Origin of the sequence: Pseudomonas fluorescens (assembly GCF_902497875.1) — a bacterium.
Taxonomy (GTDB): domain Bacteria; phylum Pseudomonadota; class Gammaproteobacteria; order Pseudomonadales; family Pseudomonadaceae; genus Aquipseudomonas; species Aquipseudomonas fluorescens_BR.
This window is the reverse complement of sequence record NZ_CABVHY010000051.1, coordinates 23,994-32,421: the sequence shown is the minus strand read 5'-3', so window position 1 is coordinate 32,421 and position 8,428 is coordinate 23,994. Positions and strand designations below refer to the sequence as shown.

Genomic DNA, 8,428 nt, shown 5'->3' with positions numbered 1-8,428 from the left:
CGCGATGGGGCCAGAACAGGCAACCTAAAATGAAGGTCAGAAGAATCACTCCTCCTTCAAAAACATCTCCCGCGCCAACCCATGGCGCTGCATCTTTTCGTTAAAGGTCCGCCGCGGCAGTTGCAACTCGGCAAGCACCGCCTTGATATCGCCTTTGTGCCGGGTCAACGCCGCTCTGAGGCAATGCGCTTCAAAGGCCTCCTGCTGCGCAGCGAGGGACTGACCGGGTTCGACGCCTTCAGATTCGGGTTCGCCGAGCCCAAGCACCTGACGCTCGGCGACGTTGGCCAGTTCACGGACGTTGCCTGGCCAGTCGTGGCTGAGCAGGCGGCTCAATTGCGGACCGCTCAATGGCGGGAAACTGCGCCCCAGTCGTTCAGCGGCGTTGTGGGCGAAGTGCTCGAACAGCAGCGGAATGTCTTCGCGGCGCTCGCGTAACGGCGGCAGGCGCAATTCAGCGACGTTTAGCCGATAGGCGAGGTCTTCGCGAAAACGTCCGGCGCGGGCCTCATCGAGCAGGTCGGGCTTGGTCGCGGCGATGATCCGCAGGTCGACCCGGATGCTCTGGTTCGAACCCAGCCGCTCAAGTTTCTGCTCTTGCAACACCCGCAGCAGTTTGACCTGCTGGGCCAGCGGCATGCTTTCGATTTCATCGAGAAACAGCGTGCCGCCATCGGCGTATTCGAGCTTGCCGATGCGCTTGCCTTGGGCGCCGGTAAAGGCACCGCTTTCATGGCCGAACAGCTCGGCTTCGAACAACTGCTCGGGGATGGCCGCGCAATTCAGCGCCACAAACGGCTTGTCGGCGCGCGGGCCGAAATCGTGCAGACAGCGGGCGACCAGCTCCTTGCCGCTGCCGGTTTCACCACGGATCAGCACATTGACCGGCAAGGCCGCGAGGTCGAGCACCTGTCGGCGCAAGGTTTGCAGGCCACGGGAAACTCCCAGCAGGCTGGCGTCGAGCTTGGCACGGTTGTCGGCCTGCTCGTGCAGGGCGCGGTTTTCCAATACCAGCCGGCGTTTATCCAGCGCCCGGCGCAGGCTGCTGAGGAGGGTCTCGGGGCTGAAGGGTTTTTCCAGAAAGTCGTAGGCACCGTCGCGCATTGCCTCGACCGCCATCGGCACATCGCCATGGCCGGTGAGCAGGATCAGTGGCAGGTCGGCGTCCAGCGCCTGGACCTTGCTCAGCAACTCCAGGCCACCCATGCCGGGCATACGCACGTCGCTGAGAATCACCCCGGGGAAATCCCTTGGCAGTTGCGCCAGGCAGTCTTCGGCGCGGCTGAACAGTTGCACCACAAAACCCGAGAGGCTCAGCCATTGCTCCACGGCGCTGCGGATACTGGCTTCATCGTCGACCACAATAACCGAGTTCAACATGGGCTTTGCTCCTGCGTAGCGATAGGCAGGGTCAGGGTGAAGATCGCCCCGCCCGGGTGATTGCCGGCACTCAGGCGCCCGCCATGTTCGTGGACGATGGCATAAGACACCGCCAGCCCCAGACCGAGGCCGTCACCCACCGGTTTGGTGGTGAAAAACGGGTCGAACACATTGGCCAGGTTTTCTTCGGTAATACCGCCGCCGCTGTCGGCAACGGTCAGGCGCCACAGATGCTGATCGGCCTCGATACGGATTTCCAGGCGCTTGAGTGGTTTGTCGTGCATTGCATCCAGTGCGTTACGCAGCAGGTTGATCAACACCTGCTCCAGGCGTATCGCATCGCCGCGCACCCACGCCGGGCGGGTCAGGTGCAGCACGCTGCTAACATGTTCCTCGCGCATGCGCGCGTCGAGCAAGTGCAAGGATTGATCGACCACCATCGCCAGGTCGAGGCGCTCGCGCAAACCGCTGGGGCTCTTGCGGGCAAAGGTCTTGAGATGACCGGTGAGGGCGGCCATGCGCGTCAGCATCTCATCCAGCGGGCCGAGGGCTTTATAGGCGTCGTCTATCCGACCGTGATCCAGCAGCAAGCGCAGCGTGGCCAACTGCATGCGTTGCGTGGTCAGCGGCTGGTTGATTTCATGGGCCAGCGCCGCGGACATCTGCCCCAGGGCGGCGAGCTTGGCGGACTGCACCAGGCCGTCCTGAGCCGTGCGCAAGTCACGAGTGCGTTCTTCCACCAGTTTTTCCAGCTCTTCGCGGCTGCGCTGATGCAGCCGGGCCAGACGCCAGCGCTGGTTGAGAAACAGCAGCAGAAACACCAGCGCCAGCCACAACCCGGCAGCGGCGAGCGCAGCGTTGCGGCTGTCTTCGAAGGCAACCTGGGGGCGACGCAGCAGGTGCAGCGTCCAACCTTCGGAGGTCAGTGGCAGCGACTCCCACAAATACTCCGCCGTGCCGTCCGGACCCTCGACACGAGCCAGGTAACTGTTTTCGTCAAAGTGCCGGATGGCACGGTATTCGAGTGGGGTCAGCGGTTGCTTGTCGTACTGACGAGTGGTTTTGATCTCGGCCCGATCATTTTCCGACAGCGGCTGCAACAGGCGATATCGCCAGCCGGACTGGTTGGCGATGAAAATGATACCGCGGGCGTCGCTGACCAACAGTGTGTCGCTGCCCTGGCGCCATTCACGCTCAAGCTCGGGGAATTCCAGTTTCACCACCATGGCGCCGAGGAACTCGCCACTTTCACTGGTTACCGCGCTGGACAGAAAATATCCGGGAATGCCGCTGGTCACGCCGACGGCGTAGAAACGTCCGCTGCCCTGGCTGCGGGTCTGGCTGAAGTACGGGCGGAAGCCGTAGTTGTGGCCGACATAACTGCTCGGCAGGCGCCAGTTACTGGCGGCCACGGCCAGGCCGGTGCGATCGAGCAATTCCAGGGTGGAGGACTGGGCGGCGCCGTTGATTTTCTCCAGTTTGCGGTTCAGCGCGTCTTGCTGCTCACCGCTCACCGGGCCTTTCAATGCGTTGCTCAGCTCCGGGTCCAGCGCCAGCACGGCGGGCAGGGCACGATAACGTTCGATCAGGGTGTGCAGGGAATTGGCATACAGCGCCAGTTGTTCGCTGGCGAGGGCGGCCTCGTCCACTAGCGTTTGGCGCTCGGTGTGACGCATGGCCAGGCCGGCCGCGAGTGCGGCACCGGCGATGATCAGCAGCGTGTACAGCGCCAGGCGCAGGGTGCGGGAGGTCGAGATCATTCGTCAGGAACAGAGGGATATAGGGGAGGCACCATAGCATGCGGGCCGCCGGACACCTTGCCAAATGGTGCGGTCGAAGATCCGATAGTCAAGGTGCTGTTCTTCCCCAGCGTGGCAACGTCTCGCCATGATTGATCACCCGGTTGACCTGTCGACTTGAGCTGGAGACATACCGCAAAGGTATACCAAAGACGGTCGGCACATACAGTATGTGGTTGTTGGTGGCGTCCTCTGTCAATTGCAGCGCTTCGGTGTTGATTTCGAAGTAATGACTCATTTTGTCGCGAAAATTGCCATATCTGCGGATGCCAAAAATCGTCTCCGATGTTGCTTGTTGCGACCGGGCTTCTGGTGCCAGGTCAGTGAAGTAATGACTGACGGGTCAACCGGCCGCATTGATTGTGCCTGGCGGAGTCTGACGAGCTATCGCCATAGGTGAAGCGTTCGACGACTGGATGTACACACTCGTCAGATTGGCCACTTTTCCAAAGAGCCGCGGATCCCATTGGGCGACTGCCCGACCAGCAGCGTCACGCTGCTGGCGGGTGATGCGTGCTTGCGGTTCATCGTTTTCTACGGTGCGCAGATAAGCCACCTGTCTGACCGGCAAACCACGGCTGTCGATGACGCTCAGCGTGGGGGTGTTGCGATGCAACGCGGCACTCATTGCACACCTTCCTAGTGACTGTTATTTCGGGCCAGAACCTCTTCTTGTGTATCGTTTTCATCTTCAAGGTAGTGATACCAGGAGCAGTAGGTCATCCGCCGCATCCAGCCATTGGCCAGCCAGGTTTCGGTGGGTCGGCCGGGGGCGTCATAGAACTGTTTGTCGTGGTAGCCGTGCTTTCTGAACGACTGATCATTGATGTACCGGTACTGGTCGGCGAAGTAGGGGCGATAAATCCGGATCGCCTGTCCCTTGTTGTTGTATTCCTTGCGTTCGCTGACCCTCCAGCGGCGTTTTGCTTCTGCTTGCAGCGGGTCGCCCTTGTCATCGAGTTTCAAGTTACCGTTGTCGTCGACCACATAGGCCTTGCCTGCTTCGACTTCCTGTTTGGTTTGCAAGAGGCGACTGAAGCCGTCCCAGCAGGCGATGGCGCAGCGAAATTGTTTCTCCTCCTCTGGATCGTAGGGGTACCTATCGGCCTGTAGGGTGGCGGCATGTGCGGGTTCGCGTTGCGCTGCCTTGATCAAGGCTTGCAACTTCGTATCGGCCGGTGTCAGGTCTTTGAGGTGTTCCAGTCGGATCCGGGCCGAGGCCCGTATGCAGTAGCCGGGCATAAGCAGATCACCTTGAGCCACCCACTGTTTGAGCCACTCGGGGTCTTGTTTCTCGGGCTCGGGGATGCGCCCCATCCAGCTGAACGAATCTTCGAAGCTCGCCGTGGCAGCATTCAGCAGGGCGTCCTTTTTATGCTCGATCGCCCAGGTCGGGCTGTCATCCTCGGGGCGCAGGTACTGTTCAATGGGATGGAAACCGACCGCTTTTACCGCGCAAACCGAGCTGTCCCATTCGGTGCCGTAAAAACTCGTGGCGAACAGCTGCCCAAAAGCGCCATAGCAGGCCTCCCGAGAGTTTCCGTTAGGATCGACGATGCGGGCTGGCTGCCCCGTGCGGTAGTCGACCTGCTCGACCCGGGTGGTGCAGCCATCCGGCAAGGTGACCGAGATGCTCAGCAGGTAGTAAGGGTCGTAGTCGACGCTGGTAATGCCATGGCTCTTGGTCGCCTGGAAGGTCTCGACGTTGTAAAACCTATCCAGCCCGCCGTATTTGGCGAAACCGCGTTTGACCGACCAGAGCTTGAGCGGTTTGTCGTCTGGAAAAAAGGCCGGCATTTCGTGGTAACCAATGGCTTTGAATTTCGCATCGTCTGGACGGTCCGCTGGCGGCAGAACCTCGTAAGCCTTGAGGGCGACTTCATCCAGTTCGGCGGTTTCGGTGTAGTCGGGCAGCGCGTCGAAACGAGCGGTACCGTCGTTCAACGTCTCACCGGTTTTCGCGTCTTTGTAACGTTGTACGGACATGCCTGCCAACATCCGTTCGACTTTTGGATGATGCGGATCGTCTGGATCTTCCGGGTCTATCGGGTCCAGTGGATTGTAGGCGCTGTCTTTGGCGAAGGATTCCCAGCAGATGATGAAGGGGTTTGGGGCGGTCTTTTTTTTCAACGCTATGGCATTGCCGCGTTGGCGATAAGGCAGGCCCAGGCGCCAGCCTTGCCAGTTCAGTCCTTTCTCGTCGAGGTGGATGTATTCGGCCAGGGTTTCAGTCAGGTAGTGATATTGCTGAGCGTTGTCGTGAGCATCACGCCACCAGGTTTGTGGGTACGTATCACTGAACGGCGGTGTGTCCTTGTCGATCTTGCGGCGTGCATAGGCAATCGACACGCCATGGGTGAGGTGGCCTTTTCGGTCCCAACTCAGGCTGAGGGTGTGCTGGCACAGTGGGTCGAAGTGGTCCGGGGCATCGGGGTAGTGTTCGTACTGGTAGCTGATGGATTCAAGGGCCAGCGGCAACATCACCGAGTAGGGCTGGAGCGGCGTCAAACCTCGCAGTTCACGCACCAGATAACGGTTGTGCTGCACCGAGTAGGGCACGGCGGTCTTCGGTTTGGCGACATAGTCTGCAGCGGCATACACTTCCACACTCAGCACCGAACCACTGAGGGTGCGGGCCATTTCCCGTGCTTCCTCGAGAGTTGGGGTTCTGATCTCATCGGCCTCGTCTTCGGGATGGTAACGCGTGTAGACGTGGCCTTGAAGCGGGCGGGCATCGGTGTCGAGGCTGAAGTCGTCATCGCTGGGCATGTCCACATCACGACCGGTATGGAAACGGGTCCTGGTCAGAATCGGCGCGGTATAGCCCTCTTGAAGGGCGGCGTTGGCCTGGTTTTCGGTATCGGTGGCCAGCAGTACGGCAAACCCGTGAAACTCCCGTTCGATGCCGTCGTAATACCCTTGTCGGTATTCAAAAAGCTGGGTCAGCCGGTTACCGGTAATCTCATCGAGTTGGCTCTGTTGTTTGACTACTGGTACGGGGAACGGCAGGTAGGAAATCGCGGGTCTATGTTCAGCCAGCAACCGTTGTTTTTCATCCAGCCACTCTTGTGCGCAACTGCGGTACGTGACGCTGCCGGCGGCCCCCATATTGTTGTTGGTGGCGTTGAGTAAATAGGGTTTTGCATCGACGAAGTCGTAGCGCCAGTGCCGTGGCGACATGTGCGGTACCGTCAGAATCAGGCTGGAGCAGCCAAGCCCTTGCAGATCCGCCAGGCTGACCTGGCAGAAACGGTCGTAACGCACACCGGTCGGCCAAGGCAACTCGACCGGTTTGCCCTCGAACCCGGTGCCGCAGCGGTTCATGAAAATCAGCGCGTGATCGGGTTTCAGGTAAAGCATATCCACGGCCCCCGAACCATCCAGATCCGCCAACTGAACGTACGCGGCGTTGAAGGTGCTGTACTCAAAGCCACTCAGCGTGGAAAACCGAAAACCTTCACCGAACACGCCCCGGCCCAGGTTTGGCCAGCACCACACTTCGTTGTAGCGGATGCGGATCAGGTGTTGCTGGCCGCTGCCGAGCAGGTCGGCGAAAGCCACCAGTTCGGTCTGTGAGTTGCCGTGCAGGGGCAAGCGGTCGTTCGGGGTGTGAGGCACATCCACGCCCTTTTCGAAGCCTTGTTCGCGCCCATTGGCATACAGCCGCACACTCTTGGGACCGATCATGGCCAGGTCGGAAAGGCCGTCGCCTACCAGATCGGCCAATTGCGCCGAGGGATGGAAAAATTCCGTCGGCATCGCGGCGAAGGGGATGGGGCTTGACCAGCGCTGGTCCGGATTGCGGGTGAAGAACACACTGTAGCCGGGTCGGGTCACCAGCCATTCCAGGCGCCCGTCGCCATTTAGATCCGTGAGGGATTGGCGCAGCGGTTTGCTGCTGTCGGCATTCGGCAGATTGGGGAGCCGTTCCCAGTCACTGTAAGCCACCTCATCGAGATGGGAGGCGGGGTTTGCCCTGAGCGGCGCGCGGTAATACCAGGCCTTGTCGCTTGAATACAAAATTCCCGGCAAGCCCTCGCCATTCAGGTCGACCAGGTGATAACGCTGCCCGTCGTTCAGCCCGGGCATGGCATCGAAGGCGTGGTAACCGGAGGCTTCGGGGTTAAGTTCGAACGGGTTGTAGCTAAACTCCACCGGGGGGCGGCTTTCCATCCTGCCCTTGGCGTCATAGGCCTGGAGGTGGGCGGCCTTCAGGTGGTGATACCCCAGCGGGCTTTGCTGATAGTCGAACAACAGGCGTTGGATCAGCAGCGGTTCCGGGCCCATCGTCGCTTCATCGGGAAACCGGTGGAACATCAGCACTTGTCGGCAAAGGCGCCGGGTACTCAGTTCAAAACCGTAGGCAAAGTTGCTGAACGGGTCGTCGCGTTCGAGCCATTTTCCGGCCTCGGCATAGCCAGGCGTCAGCGCGTAGTCGGTGGTGCGCTCGCCGTAGTCGAACAGCAGGACAAAGTGCCACTGGTCCTCTTTCCAGCCCTCGGCTTGCCACGAGTACAGATTCCCATCGGCCTTGAAGTTGCCGTAGTACACCTTGCTCAGGTAGCGCTGGGCGCTGTAGTCACGAGACTGCGTCGGGTCAGTGGATGGGGCCTCGGCCTTGTATGTGTAGACGATATGTTCGCCACGCAGGTTCAGACTCTCGTCCAGCAGCCAGACACCAACGTGTTCCGCCGCCTTTGGATCGGCGCGGCGTGAAGCCTGGGTTTTGCCGAACAGATGCAGGCTGCCATCGGTGCCGTGGATCAGCCAGAAGCCTGGTTTGTCGGCGGTAGTGGACCAATGCTCGATCAAATCGAACGCGCCTTCGGTTCGTGGCCAATAGCGCACCACGGTATGGCTGCCCACGGGCTGATGGTTGTAGGTGGTTTCGGTTCTGGAGATGATCGCGCCGCTACGTTGATCACGCTCAGCCATCCAGACATCACCGCTCGGGCCGACCATCACATCGTCGTCGGTATAGGTCGGTACGCCTTTGCTGGTACGGCGGGTAATGGCATTGACCGACAAGCTGAAACCGATACCGAACAGACTGTTACCCACGCCGCTGCTGTACCCCAGGCTCAAGGCCGGGGCAAAGCCGCGGCCCGGAGAAATGGGCAACCCGACTTCAAACGAGGCCGCGCCCGTGGTGCCGACCGGGCCCATGCCCTTGCCGATGCTGTGAATCGCACCACCGCCTTTGGGCAGGGATGGGGCGGTGAATTCCATCGCAGATGGGTCGTTCATGC

Annotated in this window: 4 protein-coding genes; all 4 read right to left on the bottom strand. The window is 60.4% G+C overall.

All coding sequences use genetic code 11. The annotated features are described in order from the left end of the window. Positions 1-45: 45 nt before the first annotated feature. Positions 46-1,380 carry a sigma-54-dependent transcriptional regulator gene (locus F8N85_RS31665; RefSeq protein ID WP_150807366.1) on the bottom strand — a complete coding sequence of 445 codons (1,335 nt, stop codon included), beginning with the start codon at positions 1,378-1,380 and terminating at the stop codon, positions 46-48. Then, positions 1,374-3,140 carry a sensor histidine kinase gene (locus F8N85_RS31660; protein WP_150807365.1) on the bottom strand — a complete coding sequence of 589 codons (1,767 nt, stop codon included), beginning with the start codon at positions 3,138-3,140 and terminating at the stop codon, positions 1,374-1,376. The genes F8N85_RS31665 and F8N85_RS31660 overlap by 7 nt, the downstream gene beginning before the upstream one ends. Positions 3,141-3,522: 382 nt before the next feature. Beyond that, positions 3,523-3,807: a hypothetical protein gene (locus F8N85_RS34720; protein ID WP_191636307.1), complete on the bottom strand. Its 285-nt coding sequence runs from the start codon at positions 3,805-3,807 to the stop codon at positions 3,523-3,525. Between the two features lie 11 nt (positions 3,808-3,818). Then, positions 3,819-8,426 (bottom strand): SpvB/TcaC N-terminal domain-containing protein, encoded by a 4,608-nt coding sequence (locus F8N85_RS31650; RefSeq protein WP_150807364.1) that lies wholly within the window; start codon positions 8,424-8,426, stop codon positions 3,819-3,821. Positions 8,427-8,428: the final 2 nt, after the last annotated feature.